Annotated in this window: 17 protein-coding genes; 7 read left to right on the forward strand and 10 right to left on the reverse strand. The window is 72.0% G+C overall.

The window, feature by feature from the left end:
* From L0B03_RS05200 to pstB (L0B03_RS05220), 5 genes are all read left to right on the forward strand, one after another.
* On the forward strand, nt 1–490 hold a 490-nt coding region (locus tag L0B03_RS05200), incomplete at its 5' end, for a hypothetical protein (RefSeq protein WP_250444569.1).
* Between the two features lie 135 nt (nt 491–625).
* Nucleotides 626–1,744 carry a phosphate ABC transporter substrate-binding protein PstS gene (gene pstS, locus L0B03_RS05205; RefSeq protein ID WP_250444570.1) on the forward strand — a complete coding sequence of 373 codons (1,119 nt, stop codon included), beginning with the start codon at nt 626–628 and terminating at the stop codon, nt 1,742–1,744.
* Between the two features lie 100 nt (nt 1,745–1,844).
* A complete protein-coding gene (gene pstC, locus L0B03_RS05210; protein WP_250444571.1) occupies nt 1,845–2,828 on the forward strand; it encodes a phosphate ABC transporter permease subunit PstC in 984 nt (327 codons plus the stop codon).
* A complete protein-coding gene (pstA, locus tag L0B03_RS05215; RefSeq protein WP_250444572.1) occupies nt 2,825–3,895 on the forward strand; it encodes a phosphate ABC transporter permease PstA in 1,071 nt (356 codons plus the stop codon). The genes pstC (L0B03_RS05210) and pstA (L0B03_RS05215) overlap by 4 nt, the downstream gene beginning before the upstream one ends.
* Nucleotides 3,896–3,915: 20 nt before the next feature.
* Nucleotides 3,916–4,695, forward strand: a complete 780-nt coding sequence (pstB, locus tag L0B03_RS05220) for a phosphate ABC transporter ATP-binding protein PstB (protein WP_250444573.1) — start codon at nt 3,916–3,918, stop codon at nt 4,693–4,695.
* An 89-nt stretch (nt 4,696–4,784) separates the two neighbouring features.
* On the opposite strand, the gene L0B03_RS05225 is transcribed toward pstB (L0B03_RS05220), so the two are convergent.
* From L0B03_RS05225 to L0B03_RS05235, 3 genes are read right to left on the reverse strand one after another with little or no spacing between them, the layout of a single operon-like run.
* Nucleotides 4,785–5,027, reverse strand: a complete 243-nt coding sequence (locus L0B03_RS05225) for a thioredoxin family protein (RefSeq protein WP_250444574.1) — start codon at nt 5,025–5,027, stop codon at nt 4,785–4,787.
* 45 nt (nt 5,028–5,072) lie between these two features.
* Nucleotides 5,073–6,128 carry a permease gene (locus tag L0B03_RS05230; protein ID WP_250444575.1) on the reverse strand — a complete coding sequence of 352 codons (1,056 nt, stop codon included), beginning with the start codon at nt 6,126–6,128 and terminating at the stop codon, nt 5,073–5,075.
* Nucleotides 6,125–6,466 (reverse strand): helix-turn-helix transcriptional regulator, encoded by a 342-nt coding sequence (locus L0B03_RS05235; RefSeq protein ID WP_250444576.1) that lies wholly within the window; start codon nt 6,464–6,466, stop codon nt 6,125–6,127. The genes L0B03_RS05230 and L0B03_RS05235 overlap by 4 nt, the downstream gene beginning before the upstream one ends.
* A gap of 138 nt (nt 6,467–6,604) precedes the next feature.
* On the opposite strand from L0B03_RS05235, the gene L0B03_RS05240 reads away from it, so the two are divergent.
* Nucleotides 6,605–7,753, forward strand: a complete 1,149-nt coding sequence (locus L0B03_RS05240; protein ID WP_250444577.1) for an ArsO family NAD(P)H-dependent flavin-containing monooxygenase — start codon at nt 6,605–6,607, stop codon at nt 7,751–7,753.
* A gap of 10 nt (nt 7,754–7,763) precedes the next feature.
* On the opposite strand, the gene pstB (L0B03_RS05245) is transcribed toward L0B03_RS05240, so the two are convergent.
* The 6 genes from pstB (L0B03_RS05245) to L0B03_RS05270 form a co-directional block, all read right to left on the reverse strand.
* On the reverse strand, nt 7,764–8,543 hold the full coding sequence (gene pstB, locus L0B03_RS05245) for a phosphate ABC transporter ATP-binding protein PstB (protein WP_250444578.1): 780 nt from the start codon (nt 8,541–8,543) through the stop codon (nt 7,764–7,766).
* A gap of 14 nt (nt 8,544–8,557) precedes the next feature.
* Nucleotides 8,558–9,517, reverse strand: a complete 960-nt coding sequence (pstA, locus tag L0B03_RS05250) for a phosphate ABC transporter permease PstA (RefSeq protein ID WP_250444579.1) — start codon at nt 9,515–9,517, stop codon at nt 8,558–8,560.
* A 1-nt stretch (nt 9,518) separates the two neighbouring features.
* Nucleotides 9,519–10,520 carry a phosphate ABC transporter permease subunit PstC gene (pstC, locus tag L0B03_RS05255; RefSeq protein WP_374204882.1) on the reverse strand — a complete coding sequence of 334 codons (1,002 nt, stop codon included), beginning with the start codon at nt 10,518–10,520 and terminating at the stop codon, nt 9,519–9,521.
* Nucleotides 10,521–10,606: 86 nt separating this feature from the next.
* Nucleotides 10,607–11,788 (reverse strand): phosphate ABC transporter substrate-binding protein PstS, encoded by a 1,182-nt coding sequence (gene pstS, locus L0B03_RS05260; protein ID WP_250444580.1) that lies wholly within the window; start codon nt 11,786–11,788, stop codon nt 10,607–10,609.
* 257 nt (nt 11,789–12,045) lie between these two features.
* On the reverse strand, nt 12,046–12,747 hold the full coding sequence (locus L0B03_RS05265) for a response regulator transcription factor (RefSeq protein ID WP_250444581.1): 702 nt from the start codon (nt 12,745–12,747) through the stop codon (nt 12,046–12,048).
* On the reverse strand, nt 12,744–13,934 hold the full coding sequence (locus L0B03_RS05270; RefSeq protein ID WP_308200002.1) for an ATP-binding protein: 1,191 nt from the start codon (nt 13,932–13,934) through the stop codon (nt 12,744–12,746). Before L0B03_RS05270 ends, L0B03_RS05265 begins: the two co-directional genes overlap by 4 nt.
* 143 nt (nt 13,935–14,077) lie before the next feature.
* On the opposite strand from L0B03_RS05270, the gene phoU reads away from it, so the two are divergent.
* The gene (gene phoU / locus L0B03_RS05275; protein WP_208056653.1) at nt 14,078–14,737 is read left to right on the forward strand and encodes a phosphate signaling complex protein PhoU; all 660 of its coding nucleotides are present in this window, start codon (nt 14,078–14,080) and stop codon (nt 14,735–14,737) included.
* A gap of 106 nt (nt 14,738–14,843) precedes the next feature.
* Here phoU and L0B03_RS05280 read toward each other — a convergent pair whose 3' ends face one another.
* Nucleotides 14,844–15,584: a phosphoglyceromutase gene (locus L0B03_RS05280; protein WP_250444582.1), complete on the reverse strand. Its 741-nt coding sequence runs from the start codon at nt 15,582–15,584 to the stop codon at nt 14,844–14,846.
* Nucleotides 15,585–15,788: the final 204 nt, after the last annotated feature.

Here is a 15,788-nt window from a genome sequence, read left to right on the forward strand (position 1 = left end):
CGCCCGCCGCCGTCCCGGGCTGCGTCGCGCCGCCTCGGTCGGCCTCGCCGCCGCCGCGGTCCTGGGCCTGGGCGCCTGCTCGGCCACCAACCCGATCACCACGACGATGAACTACGACGCCTCCGACGGCGTCGGGGCCGAGGTCGGGGACATCCGCGCCGGCAACCTCATCCTGCTGACCGAGTCCGAGGGAGCCGCGGGCACGGTGATCGGCTGGGTCTCGAACGACGGGACCGACCGCGCGACCGTGACCCTCGCCCTGGACGGCACCGCGCTCGGGTCCCCCATCCGGCTCGCCGCGGGCGAGACCGTCCTGCTCGGCCCCGACCGTGACCGCACCGTCGACGTCGACGCCGCGCCAGGAGCGCCGGGGAGCTTGGTCGAGATGACCGTCGCCGCCGACGCCGCGGGCACCACGACCATCGACATCCCCATCCTCGACGGGGCCTTCAGCGAGTACACCGACCTGGTGCCGACCGGCACCGACTGACGCACGGAGGCCCGGCGGCACCGAGTCGACCGCCTCCGTTCACCTTCCGTTCGCCTCCGTCGTCCTCGTGGTTCAGGCGGCACTCCTAGCGTCCCTCTCGTCCGAGAGACATTGATTCGCTAGAGAGGCTCCACTGTGAACCGCACGATTCGCCGGGCGACCGTCCCGGCCGCCCTGGTCCTCGCCCTCGGCCTCGCCGCCTGCAGCAGCGACGCGACCGACGACGAGACCACCACCGACACCGGCGGGGAGGAGACCTCCACCGGTGCCGAGCTCAGCGGCGAGATCGCCGGCGCCGGCGCCTCCTCGCAGGGCGCCGCGATGGAGGCGTGGATGGTCGGCTTCATGGACGCCAACCCCGACGCCAACGTGACCTACGACCCGATCGGCTCGGGCGGTGGCCGCGAGCAGTTCACCAGCGGCGGGACCGACTTCGCCGGCTCCGACGCCTACCTGGGCGACGAGGAGATCGCTGCCGCCGAGGAGACCTGCGGCGCCGAGGGCTTCATCGAGTTCGCCGGCTACATCAGCCCGATCGCGATCGCCTACAACCTGCCGGGCGTCGAGGAGCTCAACCTCTCGGCCTCCGCCGTCGCGCAGATCTTCGACGGCCAGATCACCAGCTGGGACGACCCGGCCATCGCCGAGCTCAACCCCGACGCCGAGCTCCCCGACACCAACATCACCGCGGTGCACCGCTCGGACGAGTCGGGCACCACCGAGAACTTCGTGGACTACCTGGCCCAGGCCGCCCCCGAGGACTGGCCCTACGAGGTCAGCGGTGACTGGCCGACCCAGAGCGGCGAGGCCGCCCCGCAGACCCAGGGCGTGCGTGCCGCGCTCGACGGCGGCGAGGGCACCATCGGCTACATCGACGCCTCCCAGGTCGGCGACCTCGGCGTCGCCGCGATCCAGGTCGGCGAGGAGTTCGTCGAGTACTCCCCCGAGGCCGCTGCGGCCGTCGTCGACGCGGCCGAGCTCGCCGAGGGCCGTCCGACGTACAGCTACGCCTTCGACCTCCCGCGCGACACCACCGAGTCGGGCGTCTACCCGATCGTGCTGGTCTCCTACCAGCTCGCCTGCCTCGAGTACGAGGACCAGGAGACCACGGACCTGGTCAAGGGCTTCCTCTCCTACGTGATCAGCCCCGAGGGCCAGGACGCCGCCGCCCAGAACGCCGGCTCGGCGCCGATCTCCGAGGCGCTGCGCACCCAGGCCCAGGAGGCCATCGACGCGATCACCGTCGCGGGCTGACTCACCGAGCACCTGCGCAGCAGGACGCCCCGGGCCCGGCTGGTCGCCTGACCGGCCGGGCCCGCGGCGATCCGCCTCCCCCTAAGCCTGGAGAACCCCCATGACGACACCGGCCACCACCCAGGTCGGCGGCCCGCTCGACCAGGGACCGCCGGCCGAGCCCCGCATCGGCAGCCGCAACCGCACCGGCGACAAGATCTTCTCCGGGACCGCGACCGCGGCCGGCATCACGATCCTGGTGACCTTGGCCGGGATCGCCGCCTTCCTGCTGTATGAGGGCTTCCCCGCCCTCGTGGCTGCCCCCGAGGACGTGCCCGGGGGCGAGGGGTTCTGGCCCTACGTCCAGCCGCTGCTCTTCGGCACCGTGCTCGCGGCCGTCATCGCCCTGATCATCGCGGCGCCGCTGTCGATCGGCATCGCGCTGTTCATCTCGCACTACGCCCCCCGCAAGATCGCGGCCCCGCTGGGCTACCTCGTCGACCTGCTGGCCGCGGTGCCGAGCGTCGTCTACGGCCTGTGGGGCATCTTCTTCCTCGCCCCCCAGCTCGTCCCCGTCTTCCAGTGGCTCGAGAACACCCTGGGCTTCCTGCCCTTCTTCGAGGGCCCCACCTCCGCGACCGGACGCACCATGCTCACCGCCGGCATCGTCCTGGCGGTGATGATCCTGCCGATCATGTCCGGCGTGAACCGCGAGGTCTTCCTGCAGACCCCGCGCCTGCAGGAGGAGGCCGCCCTGGCCCTCGGGGCCACCCGCTCGGAGATGATCCGGATGACCGTGCTGCCCTTCGCCCGCTCGGGGATGGTCAGCGGGGCGATGCTGGGCCTGGGCCGGGCTCTGGGCGAGACCCTCGCCGTGGCCCTGGTGCTCTCCCCGGCCGCAGTCATCTCGTTCAACCTGATCGGCTCGACGAACAGCTCGACCATCGCGGCGAACATCGCCCTCAACTTCCCCGAGTCGAGCGGTCTGGCGGTCAACACCCTCATCGCGACGGGCCTGGTCCTCTTCACCCTGACCTTCGTCGTCAACTTCATCGCTCGGGCCGTCGTCGCTCGGCGCAAGGACTTCTCGGGAGCCAACGCGTGACGACCACGACCACACCCACCGACCTGACCGCCGCGGAGGCCAGCCTCAGCCAGGGACGGCTGCCCCGCTGGAGCACCCCGGCCACCGTCGCCGCCGTCGTGGTGCTGGGGGCCCTCGCGATCCTGGTGCTCGACGCCCCCGTCCCCCTCGTGGTGGGGCTGGGGGTCCTGGCCCTGCTCGTGGCCCTCCCGGCCCTGGCCTGGGTCGTGGAGGGACGACGGCGCGCCAACGATCGCATGTGGACGGTGCTCGTCACGATCGCCTTCGCGCTGGCCCTGCTCCCGCTGCTCTCCCTGATGATCACGGTGACCCAGAACGGTCTGGCGCGGTTCGACTGGGAGTTCCTCACCACGGACATGCGCGGCGTGCTCGGCGAGGGCGGTGGCGCGCTGCACGCGATCGTCGGCACCCTCATCATCACCGGGCTCGCCACGGTCATCTCCGTGCCGGTCGGGATCATGACGGCCGTCTACCTCGTGGAGTACGGCCGGGGCCGGCTCGCGCGGGCGATCACGCTGCTGGTCGACGTCATGACGGGCATCCCGTCGATCGTCGCGGGTCTGTTCGCCTTCGCGCTGTTCTCGATCTTCTTCGGTCCGAGCGTCCGCTTCGGCATCGGCGGGGCCGTGGCCCTGTCCGTGCTGATGATCCCGGTGGTCGTCCGGTCGGTCGAGGAGATGCTCAAGCTCGTGCCCAACGAGCTGCGCGAGGCCTCGTACGCCCTGGGGGTCTCGCAGTGGCGCACCATCGTGCGTGTGGTGCTGCCGACCGCCGCCGCGGGCATCGCCACGGGGGTCACGCTCGCGATCGCCCGCGTCATCGGGGAGACCGCCCCCTTGCTCATCATCACGGGCAGCACGAACATCCTGAACACCGACCCGGTCGACGGGCGGATGTCCTCCCTGCCGATCTTCACCTACTACTCGTACACGATCCCCGGGGTGCCTCCCGAGTTCGGCGTCGAGCGGGCCTGGGCAGCAGCACTGACGCTCTTCCTCATCGTCATGCTGCTCAACCTCGTCGCCCGCGTCCTGTCCCGCATCTTCGGCTCCCCCACCTCTCGCTGAACCCCCGGAAGGACCTCTCAGTGGCCAAGCGCATCGACGTCAAGGACCTCGACATCTACTACGGCTCGTTCCGGGCCGTCGAGGGCGTCACCATGTCCATCGAACCCCGGTCGATCACGGCCCTCATCGGCCCCTCGGGCTGCGGCAAGTCGACCTTCCTGCGGTCCCTCAACCGCATGCACGAGGTGATCCCCGGAGCCCGGGTCTCGGGGTCGGTCATCCTCGACGGCCAGGACCTCTACGGCGCAGGGGTCGACCCGGTCTCGGTCCGTCGTCACGTGGGCATGGTCTTCCAGCGCCCCAACCCGTTCCCGACCATGTCGATCTACGAGAACGTGGTCGCCGGCATGCGCCTCAACGGCCGAGGAACCCGCAAGGCCGCGATGGACGAGGTCGTCGAGGGCGCCCTGCAGGGGGCCAACCTGTGGAACGAGGTCAAGGACCGGCTCGACCGTCCGGGCTCGTCGCTGTCCGGTGGTCAGCAGCAGCGCCTGTGCATCGCGCGCGCCATCGCGGTCAAGCCCGACGTGCTGCTCATGGACGAGCCCTGCTCGGCCCTGGACCCGATCTCGACCCTGGCCATCGAGGACCTCATGGACCAGCTGAAGAAGGACTACACGATCGTCATCGTGACCCACAACATGCAGCAGGCCGCCCGGGTGAGCGACCGCACGGGGTTCTTCAACATCGCGGGGACAGGCCAGCCCGGCAAGCTCATCGAGATGGACGAGACGAGCACGATGTTCTCGACCCCGAGCAACCAGGCCACCGAGGACTACATCTCCGGCCGCTTCGGGTGAGCTGACGGACCACCGGCCCGCCGCTCGGGAGCACTCCCGGGCGGCGGGCTTCTGCGTGTCTCGGGCCCCGTCCCTAGGCCCTGCGTCCCTCAGACCCTGCGCGCCTCGAGGATCTCCCGTACGTGCCCGGCGGTCGGGACGCGGCCGTCCAGGACGACCTCCTCGTCGACGACGAGACCCGGGGTGCTCATGACCCCGTAGCCGGCGATGGCGGCGTAGTCCGTGACCTTCTCGATCTGGGCGTCGAGGCCGAGGCTCTCGACGGCCTCGCGGGTGACGCGTTCGAGGGAGACGCAGCTGCGGCATCCCGGTCCGAGGATCTTGATGTTCATGACGGTCTCCCTGAGGTGTGACGGTGACGGTGAGCAGGCATGCCGCTAGAAGACGGCGTTGACGAGGAAGCCGACGGCCATGATCCCGACGGCGACGGTGCCGAAGAACAGGGCCAGGAGCGGGACCTTGAGCACGCGCTTGAGCAGCACGAACTCGGGGATGGACAGGGCGACGGTCGCCATCATGAAGGCCATGACCGTGCCGGTGGCCATGCCCTTGGTCCACAAGGCCTCGGCGACGGGGATGACCCCCGCGGCGTTGGAGTAGAGCGGGATGCCGACCACGGTGGCCACGACGACCGCGAGCGGGTTGTCCGGACCGGCGTAGGTGGTGAAGAACTCGGTCGGGACCCAGCCGTGCACCCCCGCCCCGACCGCCACCCCGAGGACGACCCACCTCCACACGCGGCCGACGATCTCGCGCGTCTCCTCGCGTGCGGCCGCCACCCGCTCGGCCAGGGAGGGCCGGTGCCCGTCCACGCCGAGGGCGGAGACGGGGGCGGTGAAGACGAAGTCCTCGACCCAGCGCTCGAGCCGCATCCGCGAGAAGACACAGCCGGCCCCGATCGCGAGGCCCAGCCCGGCGCCGACGTACGCCCCGGTCACCTGCCAGCCGAACATGTCCGCGAGCATGACCACCGCGACCTCGTTGACCAGCGGCGAGGCGATGAGGAAGGCGAAGGTCACGCCCAGCGGGACCCCGGCGGCGACGAACCCGATGAACAGCGGGATGGAGGAGCACGAGCAGAACGGGGTGACCGCCCCCAGCACCGCCGCCATGCCCAGGGCGAGCCACAGGGGCTTGCCCTCGAGGAAGGCGCGCACCCGCTCGGGCCGCAGCGTGGTGCGCAGCAGCCCGATCGCGAAGATCATCCCGACGAGCAGGAGCAGGATCTTCACGACGTCGTAGGCGAAGAAGGCCACCGAGTCCACGACCCGGTCCGTCAGGTCGAGGCCGAGCCAGTCCTCCAGCACGACGGGCCACGCGGCCTCGTTGAGGGCGAAGAGGCCCGCCCACACCGCCGCGGCGCCGAGGAGCAGCGCGACGACGCGGCCCGTCGCTCCGGCGAGCCGGGAGGTCGGCCGCGTCGGCGTCGTCACGTCGTCACCGGCCTCCGCGCCCCCGGCAGCGCAGCGGCGAGCCGGTCTGCGGCGTCCTCGACCAGGGCGTAGTCGATCCACCGTCCCCGTCGCGTGGCGGAGACCAGGTCGGCCTCGCGCAGCACCTTGAGGTGGTAGCTGAGCAGGTTGCCCGCGACGGGGATGCGCTCCTGGAGGTCGCACACGCACCTCGGCCCATCCGCGAGGATGTCGAGCACGGCCCAGCGCACCGGGTCCGCGACCGCCTGGAGCAGAGCGACCGCGCCGGCTGCGCGATCCGCACGTGCGCCGTCGGCCGCGCCCAGCAAGGACACCTCAACTGCCGTTGAATCGTCCATGCTTGAAACGTAGGACGGCGACCGTGACTCTGCGGGGGACCAACGTCCTCGGCAGACAGGGAGACAGGCAGCCAGGCGGGCGGTGCACCCAGCGGCGCGGAGGCGCGCCCCCGCGGTCGATCGCCATAGCCTGGGACCGTGCCGCCCCGTCCCGAGTCCGCCGGCGCGTCGGTGGTCGGCCGCGATCTCCCGAGACACGCACCGGTCGTGGTGGTCGGTGGCGGGCAGGCCGGGCTCGCGGTCGGGTATCACCTGCGGCGTGCGGGCCTGGTGCCCCAGGAGGAGGTCGTCATCCTCGACGACGCCGCCGCGCCCGGTGGCGCGTGGCCGCACATGTGGGACTCGCTGCGGCTCTTCTCCCCCGCCGAGCACTCCTCGCTGCCGGGGTGGCGCATGCCCTCCACCCGGGACGGCTTCCCCCGCGCCGAGCACGTCGTGGACTACCTGACCCGGTACGAGGAGAGGTACGGCCTGGCCGTCCGGCGCCCGGTCCGTGTCACGGCCGTGCACCGGGGGGCGCCCGGTGCACCGAGGTTCCGGCTCCAGACCACCGACGGCCCGTGGACGGCTGAGGCCGTGGTGAGCACCACCGGCACCTGGCGCCGTCCCTTCTGGCCCCGGTACCCCGGCCAGGAGACCTTCCGCGGTGTGCAGATCCACGCCGCCGACTACCGCGAGCCGAGCGCCCTGGCCGGCCAGCACGTCGTCGTGGTGGGTGGGGGCAACTCCGCGGCCCAGCTGCTGGCCGAGGTCTCGACCGTGGCGAGCACCACCTGGGTCACCCCGCGACCGCCGCGGTTCCTGCCGGACGAGGTGGACGGGCGCGCCCTGTTCGAGATCGCGACCCGGCGGGCCGTGGCCCTGGCCCGAGGGGAGGACGACGACGGCGGGGTCGGCGGCCTGGGGGACGTCGTCGTCGTGCCGAGCGTGCGGGAGGCGCGGGGGCGAGGGGTGCTGGAAGCCCGCCCGCTGCCCAGCGAGATCACCCCGGAGGGGCTGCGCTGGCCGGACGGGCAGGAGCAGCGGGCTGACGTGATCCTCTGGTGCACGGGGTTCCGGCCCGACCTCGGCCATCTCGCCCCGCTGCGCCTGGCCCGGCGAGACGGGGTGCCACTCACCACGGGCAGCGCGGTGGTGGGAGAGCCCGGGCTGCACCTGCTGGGCTACGGAGACTGGACCGGACCCGCATCGGCGACCCTGGTCGGCGTCGGGCGGCCCGCCAAGGACGCCGCCCAAGCCGTCGTCGAGCACCTGCGCAGCGGCGTCCTGGACCCAGGACGCCGCTGACGGCGACTGCTCAGCCGAAGCGGCCGGAGATGTAGTCCTCGGTGGCCTGCTCGCTCGGGGTCGAGAACATCGTGCGGGTGTCGTCCATCTCGATGAGCTTGCCGGGCTTGCCGGTCCCCGCGATGTTGAAGAACCCCGTGCGGTCGCTCACCCGGGCGGCCTGCTGCATGTTGTGGGTCACGATGACGATCGTGTAGTCCTTCTTCAGCTGGTCCATGAGGTCCTCGATGGCCAGGGTCGAGATCGGGTCCAGGGCCGAGCAGGGCTCGTCCATGAGCAGCACCTGCGGCTTGACCGCGATCGCCCGCGCGATGCACAGCCGCTGCTGCTGGCCACCGGACAGCGACGAGCCGGGACGGTCGAGCCGGTCCTTGACCTCGTTCCACAGGTTGGCCCCCTGCAGCGACTTCTCCACGAGCTCGCTCGCCTCGTCCTTGCCGATGCGGCGGTTGTTGAGCCGCACGCCGGCGAGGACGTTCTCGGCGATCGACATGGTCGGGAACGGGTTGGGGCGCTGGAAGACCATGCCGATCTGGCGGCGGACCGCCACGGCGTCGACGTCGGACCCGTAGAGGTCCACGCCGTCCATCTCGACCTTGCCCTCGACCCGCGCGCCAGGGATCACCTCGTGCATGCGGTTGAGGGTGCGCAGCAGGGTCGACTTGCCGCAGCCCGAGGGGCCGATGAAGGCCGTCACCGAGCGAGGCTCGATGGTCATGGAGACGTCCGCGACAGCCAGGAAGCTGCCGTAGTAGACGTTGAGGTCCTTGAGGTCGATGCGCTGTGCCACGGGGGTCAGTCCTCTCAGTGCCCGGTCTTGGGGGCGAAGTACCTGGCGATGAGTCGCGCCACGAGGTTGAGCAGCATGACGATGACGATGAGCGCGAGGGCTGCTCCCCACGCGCGGTCGTAGTTGATGGTCGCGACGCATTCCACGGCCTCCGGGGAGCAGGGCACCAGGCCCTGCGAGTACTGCCGGAAGACGTACACCGGCAGGGTCATCATCCGGCCCTCGAAGAGGTTCGTGTTGATCGAGTCGATGACCCCCGCGACGATCAGCAGCGGGGCGGTCTCGCCGATCACGCGGGCCACCGAGAGCATGACGCCGGTGATGATCCCCGCGACCGAGGTGCGCAGCACCACCTTGATGATGGTGAGCCACTTGGGCACGCCCAGGGCGTAGGAGGCCTCACGCAGCTCGTTGGGCACCAGGCGGAGCATCTCCTCGCTCGAGCGCACCACCACGGGGATCATCAGCACCGAGAGCGCGACCGAGCCCACGGCCCCGAGGCGGACCCCCGGGCCGAGGAAGAGCGCGAACAGGGAGTACGCGAAGAGGCCCGCGACGATCGACGGGATGCCGGTCATGACGTCGACGAAGAACGTCACGGCCCGGGCCAGCGGACCCCGGCCGTACTCGACGAGGTAGATCGCCGTCATGAGGCCGACGGGCACCGAGATGAGGGTGGCGAGACCCGTGATGAGCAGGGTGCCGAGGATCGCGTGGTAGATGCCGCCCGCGTCGATCCCGCCGTAGACCCCGCGCATCGAGACGCTGAGGAAGTACGGCGACATCCGGACCACGCCGTTGCTCACCACGGTCCAGATCACCGAGACCAGGGGCACCAGGGCCACCAGGAAGGCACTCGTGATGACCACGTGCATGATCCGGTCGGTCCAGCGGCGGCGTGGGTCGGCCCGGGTCAGCAGGTCCCGGGTGGTGGGCCGGCGGGCGGTGCGAGGCTGGGTCGAGGTGGTGGTCATGTCAGTTCGCCCCCGAGAAGTCCTTGCGCCGGGCGACCACCCAGCGAGCCGCCGTGTTCACGGCGAGGGTGATGACGAACAGCGCCAGGCCGGTCGCGATGAGGGCGCTGACCCCGAGCGGGTTGGCCTCGGCGAACTGGTTGGCGATGTTCGCGGCGATCGTCTGGTGCTGCCCGGCCTGGAGCAGCTCGAAGGAGTACGTGAACCCGGGCGAGAGGATCATGAAGACCGCCATGGTCTCGCCCAGCGCCCGTCCCAGGCCGAGCATCGCGGCGCTGATCAGCCCGGAGCGCCCGAAGGGGATCACGGCCATGCGGACCATCTCCCAGCGGGTCGCGCCGAGGGCCAGGGCCGCCTCCTCGTGCAGGCGCGGGGTCTGCAGGAAGACCTCGCGGGCCACCGCGGTGATGATCGGCAGGATCATCACCGCGAGCACCACCCCGACCGTCATGATCACCCGGGGCGGGGTGCTGGCCGGCTCGCGGAACAGCGGGATGAAGCCGAGGTTGTCGGCCAGCCACTGCCAGGCCGGCAGCAGGCGGGGGGCGAGCCACAGCCCACCCCACAGCCCGTAGATCACGCTCGGGATCGCTGCGAGCAGGTCGACCACGTAGCCGAGGGGCGAGGCGAGCCGTCGCGGGGCGTAGTGCGAGATGAACAGCGCGATGCCTGTCGCGACCGGGACCGCCAGGGCCAGGGCCAGGACGGCGGCCAGGAGGGTGCCGAAGACCAGCGGGCCCACGTAGCCCAGCAGCGTGGTGCCTTCGGGGATCCAGCTGATCGCGTCCGCGAGCTCCTCGGCCGGCGTCGTCATCGCCGGCCACGCCCGCACCACGAGGAAGACCGCGACCGCCGCCAGGGTCACCAGGATCAGCGCGCCCGCGCCGGTGGCGGTCGCGGAGAAGAGGCGCCCGGCCAGGTCTCGGCTGGTCCGGCGCTCCACGAGGGCGCGCAGCCCGGCGGGCGGCGCGGGCCTCGTGGGCTGCTGGTCGGTGCTGCTCACATGGTCTCCGGGTGGGGGCGGATCGTGCTCAGGTCGGTACGGGTCAGGTGCGGCTGGAGGTCTGGGCACGCGCGCGCCCGGCCGGGTCAGGAGATCTGGTCGACGACCTCCACGACGCGCTCACGCAGCCCCTCGGAGATGGGGGCCGAGCCCGCGGCGACGGCCGAGCGCTCCTGCCCCTCCTCGCTCGCGACGAACGTGAGGAACTCGCGGACCAGCTCGGCGGTGCCGGCGTCCTCGTAGGTGGTGCAGGCCAGGGAGTAGGAGATCAGCACGATGGGGTACGCCCCCTGAGCCTGGGTGTCGCGCTCCAGAGCCACGACGAGGCTGCTGGCGGGGCGGTCCTCGGCGAAGGGTGAGGCGTCCACGACCTGGGCCGCGGCCTGCGGGGAGTAGCCGACGAACTCCCCGCCGACCTCCACGGCGACGGTGCCCAGGGTGCCGACCCGCGAGGCGTCGGCGTAGGCGATGGTGCCCTGGCCGTCGTTGACGGTCTGGACCACACCGGAGTTGCCCTGGGCGGCCTGACCACCCGCGACGGGCCAGTTGCCGCTCGGGTCGTGGGGCCAGTCCGCCCCGGCCGTCTCGTGCAGGTACTCGACGAAGTTCTCCGTGGTCCCCGACTCGTCGGACCGGTTGACCGGGGTGATGCGCAGGTCGGGCAGCTCGACGTCGGGGTTCTCGGCGGCGATCGCGGGGTCGTCCCACCGGGTGATCTGCCGGTCGAAGACCCGCGCCATGACGGACGGGCTCATGTTGAGCGAGTCGACGCCCTCGATGTTGAACACCACGGCGATCGGCGAGACGTAGAGCGGGAGCTCGGCGACCTCGCCCGCGCAGCGATCGGCGGCGAGGTCGAGCTCCTCGGCGTCGAGCGGGGCGTCGGTCCCGGCGAAGTCGACCCCACCCTCGACGAACTGGGTACGACCGCCGCCGGACCCCACCGGGTCGTAGGCGATGGTGAGGTCCTCGTTGATGGTCTGGAAGCCCGCGATCCAGGCGTTCATCGCCGCCTCCTGCGAGCTCGCGCCCGCCCCCGCGAGGGTCCCCGTGAGGTCCCCGGCCACGAAGGGCTCAGCCTCGAGCGGACCACCGGGGCGACGTGGGTCCGTCAGCGGGTCGTCCGACCCGCACCCCGTGAGCACCAGGCCCACGGCCACCGCGAGCACCGCGGCCACGGGGCGGCCGAGGCGTCCTCGTGGTGTCGGGGAAGTTGCCGTCCGGGGCCGCGGAGCCCGGGTGTCGACGACGACCCTCGTGCGGACCACGCTGCTCCCTCCGACGGCAGGACCCGACCGACGGTCGGGTCCAGGTCGCGGGCGCGACCGACGACCAGGGTAGGTCTCCGGCGACCCTACGGGGGGCCGTGGGTGAACGGAAGGTGAACGGGACCCGACGCGGGGCTGAACCCGTGCGCGACCACGTCGGAGAACGTCTCGCGGGAAAGCCGAGGCCCGTCCGATCCGTGGACGACGGCCGCCCGGCGACCGTCGTCGACCGGGCCCGGGGGGCCATCAGGGAGAGGTCAGACGCGCTCCTCGGCGTCGTCGAGCTTGTAGCCCAGCCCCCGCACGGTCAGGACGCGGCTCGGTGCGGCAGGGTCCTGCTCGACCTTGGCCCGGATGCGCTTGACGTGGACGTCGAGGGTCTTGGTGTCCCCCACGTAGTCCGAGCCCCACACCCGGTCGATCAGCTGGCCACGGGTCAGCACCCGTCCCGCGTTGCGCATCAGCAGCTCGAGCAGCTCGAACTCCTTGAGCGGGAAGGCCGTCGGGTTGCCGTCCACCTCGACCGTGTGCCGGTCGACGTCGAGCCGCAGGCCGCCGACCTCGATGACCGTCTCGTCCTCGGGCGCCTCGGTGGCCTCCCCCCGCCGGCGGAGCACCGCGCGCACCCGGGCGAGCAGCTCGCGCGAGGAGTACGGCTTGGTGACGTAGTCGTCGGCGCCGAGCTCGAGGCCCACCACCTTGTCGATCTCGCCGTCCTTCGCGGTGAGCATGATGACCGGCACGTCCGAGCGGCGGCGCAGCTCGCGGCACACCTCGGTGCCGCTCATGCCGGGGAGCATGAGGTCCAGCAGCACGAGGTCCGCGCCGGCCCGGTCGAACTCGGCGACCGCCTCGGGGCCGGTGGCCGCGACGCCGACGTCGTACCCCTCACGGCGCAGCAGGTAGGACAGCGGGTCGCGGTAGGACTCCTCGTCCTCGACCACGAGGATGCGGGTCATCGTCGGGCTCCTTCGTCGGTGCTGGTGTCGGTGACGTCCTGGGGGGCGTCCCCCGGGACGTGCGCGATGGGTAGGCGGATGGTGAAGGTCGAGCCCCGACCGGGCTCCGACCACACGGCGACGTCTCCGCCGTGGTCGGTCGCGACGTGCTTGACGATACTCAGACCCAGGCCGGTCCCGCCGGTGTCCCGCGAGCGCGCGGGGTCCACCCGGTAGAACCTCTCGAACAGGCGCGGCTGGGCCTCGGCGGGGATGCCCATGCCCTGGTCGACGACGGCGACCTCGACCAGCCCCTGCTCCTGCCGGACGCTCGTGCCCACGGCCACCCTGGTCCCGGCCTCGGAGTAGGCGACGGCGTTGTCGAGGAGGTTGCGCACCGCGGTGACCAGCAGGTCCCGGTCCCCCAGGACGACCACGCCCGGGTCTGCGCCCAGGTCGATCGCGATCTCGCGGGCCACGGCCTTGGTGCGGGCCCGGTCGACCGCCTCGGACAGCACCTCGCCCAGGTCCACGGGCTCGGCCTCCCGCAGCGCGTCGACGACCTGGAGCCGGGAGAGCTCGATGATCTCGTGGACGAGGGCCGAGAGCCTCGTCGCCTCGGTCTGGATGCGCCCCGCGAACCGGCGGACGGCGACCGGGTCCCCCGCAGCCTCCTCGACCGTCTCGGCCAGCAGGGACAGGGCCCCCACCGGGGTCTTGAGCTCGTGCGAGACGTTCACCACGAAGTCACGTCGGATCGCCTCGACCCGACGCGCCTCGGTGCGGTCCTCGGCGAGGAGCAGCACGTGCGTGTCCCCGAGCGGGGCGACCCGCAGGGCCAGCGCGACCGTGCCCGAGCCCACCGGGCCACGCGGCAGCTCGACGTCGGCGTCCCGCACCGTGCCGTCCCGGGCGACCGCGGCGACGAGCTCCTCGACCGCCGGGTGCGCGACGCGGTCGCCGCGCACCACCGCGAAGGCGTGGGCCCCGGGGCTCGAGCGCACCACGCGGCCGTCGGCCACCGAGACCACCACGGTCGCCGACCTGAGGGCGGCGAGCACCGCCGTCGTGCCCTCGGCGAGCTCGGGCTCGGCAGGGTGGGGGTGCGGCTCGTGCGGCTGCAGGGCGCGTCGCAGGGCCAGGGTGAGGAGCACCCCGACGGCGAGGCCGAGCAGACCCACGCCGAGCAGGAGCAGTCCGTCGATCACGGGCTCAGGGTACGTTCGGAGACGGACGCCCCGGCACACCGGCGCCAACGTACGGGAATCGGCCGACGGATGTTCACCCGGGGGTGGCACGGCGTTCACCTCGCCCTGCGAGCGTGCGACGCGACACGAACGAGAGGGAACTGATGCGAGACATCTTCACCGCCGAGCTCGCTGCGCTCGGCGAAGACCTCGCGGCCATGAGCCGCCTGGTCGAGTCGGCCATCGGGTCGGCCGGCCGTGCGCTGCTCGACGCGGACCTCGGCCTGGCCGAGACGGTCATCGCCGACGACCACACCATCGACGCCGTCGAGCGCGACCTCGACGAGCGCTGCGTCGCCCTCCTGGCCCAGCAGCAGCCGGTCGCTCGTGACCTGCGCGTGGTCGTCTCGGCCCTGCGGATGAGCGCCTCGCTCGAGCGCATGGGGGACCTGGCCCGGCACGTCGCGGCCGTCGCCCGCCTGCGGTACCCGCAGCACGCGGCCCCCGGCCCGCTGGTCGACACCTTCACCCAGATGCACGAGGGGGCGGTGCGCGTGGCCCAGCAGGTCACCACGGTCCTGGAGTCCCGTGACCTCGACCTCGCCGTCGCCATCGAGCGGGACGACGACCTGCTCGACCGGCTGCACGCCCAGACCTTCACGGCGATGCTCGGCGGCGAGAACCAGCTCACCACCCAGGAGACCGTCGACGTGACGCTCCTGGGCCGTTACTACGAGCGCTTCGGCGACCACGGCGTCTCTGTCGCCCGCCGTGTCGTCTACCTGGTCACCGGCGACTTCGCAGACGAGCGCGGGGCTCCCTGAGCCCCAGCGCTGCGGGGACGTCGCGCTCGGGGGTGCGCGCGTCCGACACCACGAAGGGTCCGTCACCGTGAGGTGACGGACCCTTCGTGCGTGCGGGTGCGGGGTCTCAGCGCCCCTGGTTGGCGACGGCCTGGATGGCCGCGGCGGCCGCGTCGGGGTCGAGGTACGTGCCGCCGCGGGTGACCGGCTTGAGGGTCTCCTCGTCGAGCTCGTAGCGCAGCGGGATGCCGGTGGGCACGTTGAGGCCGGCGATCGTCTCGTCGTCGATGTCGTCGAGGTACTTGATGATCGCGCGCAGCGAGTTGCCGTGGGCCGCGACCAGGACGGTCTTGCCAGCCTTGAGGTCGGGCACGATCTCGGCGTCCCAGTAGGGCAGGGCCCGCTCGAGGACGTCCTTGAGGCACTCGGTGCGGACCACGGGGGCGTCGGCGTAGCGCGGGTCGGCGTCCTGCGAGAACTCCGAGCCCAGCTCGATCTCGGGCGGGGGCGTGTCGTACGAGCGGCGCCAGAGCATGAACTGCTCCTCGCCGAACTCGGCCAGGGTCTGCTTCTTGTCCTTGCCCTGGAGGGCGCCGTAGTGGCGCTCGTTGAGGCGCCAGCTGCGCTTGACGGGGATCCAGTGGCGCTCGGCGGCGTCGAGGGCCAGGTTCGCGGTGGTGATCGCGCGGCGCAGCAGCGAGGTGTGCACGACGTCGGGGTGCACGTCGGCGTCGGTCAGGAGGGTGCCGCCGCGGCGCGCCTCCTCGATGCCCTTCTCCGAGAGGGGGACGTCCACCCAGCCGGTGAACAGGTTCTTCGCGTTCCACTCGCTCTCGCCGTGACGGAGCAGCACAAGGGTGTAGGTCATGCCCCCATCCTGCCGCATCGGGGCGGGGGCTTGAGCGGGACCGAGGGCCCGCACGACCACTCAGCGGGGCCGAGGGCCCGCACGACCGCTCAGCGGGACCGGGGGCCTGCCTGGGCGGCGAGGTCGTAGACCTTGAGCATGGACTGGGCGGCGGCCTGCCAGCCCAGGCCGCGCGAGTGCCGGTAGGCGCCGCGGGCGAGCCGG

It is taken from the genome of Actinotalea sp. C106, assembly GCF_023630195.1.
Taxonomy (GTDB): domain Bacteria; phylum Actinomycetota; class Actinomycetes; order Actinomycetales; family Cellulomonadaceae; genus Actinotalea.